This window comes from Stenotrophomonas sp. HMWF023 (assembly GCF_003060985.1).
GTDB classification, from domain to species: Bacteria; Pseudomonadota; Gammaproteobacteria; order Xanthomonadales; family Xanthomonadaceae; genus Stenotrophomonas; species Stenotrophomonas lactitubi.
Genome location: NZ_QAIJ01000290.1, coordinates 7,483 through 10,567 on the forward strand (window position 1 = coordinate 7,483; position 3,085 = coordinate 10,567).

Sequence of the window (3,085 nt, forward strand, 5' to 3'; positions counted from 1 at the left end):
CTGCAGCGCGGCTTCCTTCGGCACCGGCGGCGTCGACGGCCGACCCGGCTCAAGCTGCAGTGCCGGTTCGTCCTCGGCGCCCGGCGGCAGCACCTGCTGGTGGCCGTGCAGCTTGGCGGCCAGGTGACGGCCCCAGCGCTGCGCTTCCCAACCATCGCGACGCGCGGCCAGTTCAGCCTCGTCGAACACCAGGGTCAACCCGGGCGCCGACAGCGCCGGTTCCAGGCGCTCCAGCGCATCTTCAATGGCCGCTTCCAGCGCGATCACCACGAACTGCGGGCGTGCATCATGCAGCGCCTGCGGCTCCAGCGTGATGGGATCGTCTTCCAGCACGATCTGCACGTCGGCATGGGCCAACGCCTCGCGCAGGCGCTCACGCGCCGCGCCCGGGCGGGCCAGCAGGGCTACGGCCGGAACCGGATCGAGGTCACTCACGGACACGGGCAATCCCCAGCAAGTCGTACACGTTACGCATCAGGTCCAGCTCCTGGTACGGCTTGCCCAGGTAGCGCTGCACACCGATTTCGAAGGCGCGCTGGCGGTGCTTGTCGCCGCTGCGCGAGGTGATCATCACGATCGGCACGTCCTTGTAGCGCGGATCGGCACGCATTGCAGTAGCCAGCTCGTAGCCGTCCATCCGCGGCATTTCGATGTCCAGCAGCATCAGGTCCGGCACGCGCTCTTCCAGCTGCTCCAGGGCTTCGACGCCATCGCGGGCGACGCTCACCTCGAAGTTGTGACGCTCCAGGATGCGGCCAGTGACCTTGCGCATGGTCAGCGAATCGTCCACCACCATCACCAGCGGCACCTGCCGTTCCTGGCGCGGCGCGTTGATCAGCACCGGTGCAGTCGGGTTGGCCAGGAAGCGACGCACCAGCGGGGCCACGTCCAGGATCACCACCACGCGGCCATCGCCGGTGATGGTGGCGCCGTAGATGCCCGGTACCGAGGCGATCTGCAGGCCCACAGGCTTGACCACGACTTCGCGGTTGCCCAGCACCTGATCGATCGCAACGGCGGCGCGCAGGTCGCCCGCGCGGACCAGCAGCAGCGGCACCTGGGCCTGGCCGTCGGCGCGCGCCGGGGCCTGGCCGACCAGACTGCCGAGGTCGTACAGCGGATAGTCTTCGCCGCTGTAGCGGTAGCTGCTGTCGGCCGCTTCGAAGCGTTCGTGCGACAGCCGGCCGATACCACTGACCGAGGCCACCGGCACCGCGAAGGTGGTTTCGCCGATCTGCACGAACACCGCCTGGGTGACCGCCAGCGTCTGCGGCAGGCGCAGGGTGAAACGCACGCCCTGGCCACGCACCGACTGGATGTCGACCGAGCCACCGAGCTGGCGCACTTCGTTGCCGACCACGTCCATGCCGACGCCACGGCCCGCCAGCTGGCTGACCTGATCGGCGGTGGAGAAGCCCGAAGCGAAGATCAGGTTGTCCAGCTCCTGCTCGCTCGGTTGCGCATCGGCAGGCAACAGGCCGCGTTCGATGGCGCGACGGCGGATTGCCTCACGATCCAGGCCAGCGCCATCGTCGGCCACGTCCAGCACGATTTCCGAGCCTTCACGATGCAGGCGGATGGCGATTTCGCCCTCTTCCGGCTTGCCGGCGGCACGACGCTGCTCCGGTGCTTCCAGACCATGGGCAACCGAGTTGCGCAGCATGTGCTCCAGCGGCGCGACCATGCGATCGAGCACGTTGCGGTCGAGTTCGCCGTGGGTGCCTTCCAGGGTCAGGTGGACCTGCTTGCCGGTGTCCATGCCTGCCTGGCGGACCACCCGGCGCAGGCGCGGCACCAGGCCGTCGAACGGCACCATGCGCGCGCGCATCAGGCCATCCTGCAGTTCCGAACTGACACGCGACTGCTGCTGCAGGAGCGAATCGTACTGGCGCGACAGATCGTCCAGCACGCCCTGCAGGCCACCCAGATCGGCGGCGGACTCGTTCAGCGCGCGGCTGAGCTGCTGCAGGGTGGAGAAACGGTCCAGTTCCAGCGGATCGAACTTGTGGTCGGCCTGGTCCTGCTCGCGCTGGTAGCGGGCAACGATCTGCGCTTCGGTTTCCAGGTCCAGGCGACGCAGCTGGTCGCGAAGACGCGCGTTGGTGCGTTCCAGCTCGCCCATCGCGCCGCGGAAGGCACCGAGCTGCTGTTCCAGGCGCGAACGGTAGATCGCCACTTCACCGGCGTGGTTGACCAGGCGGTCGAGCAGGTCGGCGCGCACACGCACCTGCTCCTGCTGCGGACGGGCCAGCGGGTCTTCTTCGGTAGAACCTTCCACCGGCAACGGCGCAGACAACGGGGCGTCGACCACGGCCACGGCCGGAGTCGCCTGCGGGGTCTGCTCCGCCACGATGGCAGCACTGGCTGCAGCTGCGCTGGCAGCGGCGATGTCGGTTGTCGTGCGGGCTTCAAAGGCGTCGAGCAGATCCTGTGCCGGCTCGACGACGCGGTGTTCGCCAGTGCGGGTCAGCAGCTGGTGCAGACGGTCAAAACCGCGTTCCAGCAACTGCACGTCACGACGTTCGATCTCGGTGCGCCCGCCAGCGACGGCCTCCAGCAGCGATTCGATGCTGTGGCCGAGATCGCCGATGGCATTGATGCCCGCCATGCGCGCGCCGCCCTTCAGCGTATGCAGATCGCGCTGCAGGCCGGCCAGGGCTTCGCGGTCCTGCGGCGCTTCGCGCAGTTCGCTGATCAGCCCGTCGCAATGATCCAGCAGGTCCTTGCCTTCCTCGACGAAGATGTCGACCAGCTCGCGGTCATAGACGCTGAAGTCGAGCAGGTCGGCACTGTCTTCGGATTCGGACTCGGATTCGGTCTCGGATTCGGTCTCGGTCTCAGATTCGGTTTGAGCCTCGAGCACAGCCGTGTCCGCCGGCACCAACGCATCGGCGCTGTCGACGGCGACAGGTTCGGCGTCGATCGCCGCAGCCTCCATCGCGATCGGCACCACGATCATGCCGCTGTCCGCCACGGCAGGCTGGCCCGGAGCATCTTCCAGTTCGAAGAAGCGCGAAGGCAAAATGGCGTCCTGCGCCGTCTCCACGGGCTCGACGTCTTCCACCGTCGCCGGGGACGGCTGGTC

1 protein-coding gene and 1 pseudogene are annotated in these 3,085 nt (G+C 68.0%); both read right to left on the reverse strand.

Annotated features, from left to right (window positions below):
- Window positions 1-441: pseudogene (locus DBR20_RS23380) on the reverse strand (chemotaxis protein); the annotation flags it as partial.
- The coding region (locus tag DBR20_RS16365) for a response regulator (protein WP_146187038.1) at window positions 428-3,085 on the reverse strand (2,658 nt) is incomplete at its 5' end. The pseudogene DBR20_RS23380 and the gene DBR20_RS16365, both read right to left, overlap by 14 nt.